Raw genomic sequence first — 254 nt, 5'->3', positions numbered from 1 at the left:
ACCGCCTGCATCGGGCTGTAGCTGTAAATGCCCAGCGGCGGCGGTTCGAGCAGCGCGGTCACGGCCCGCAGCCCCATGACGCCGCACAGCCCCACCAGCGTGAACAGGGTGAAGTGGGCGGCAAAGCTGCGCTGGCGGTGTCGCCAGAGCACGTGCAACTGCGCCCCGAACATGAGCCCGACAAAGCCACTGAGAAACGCCAGGCGGTGCACGTAGTACGCCGCTTCGCCACTGGTCGCGAGGATGAAGACCAG

General features: G+C 66.9%; 1 protein-coding gene. It reads right to left on the bottom strand.

The window, feature by feature from the left end; all coding sequences use genetic code 11:
• Nucleotides 1-254, bottom strand: a 254-nt coding sequence (locus tag HA630_RS27000; protein ID WP_166832079.1) for a hypothetical protein, incomplete at both ends; no start/stop codon positions are given.

The sequence above is a fragment of the Aquabacterium sp. A08 genome, from assembly GCF_011742065.1.
The sequence above is the reverse complement of the archived record's forward strand: the minus strand, read 5'-3'. Positions and strand labels throughout refer to the sequence as shown.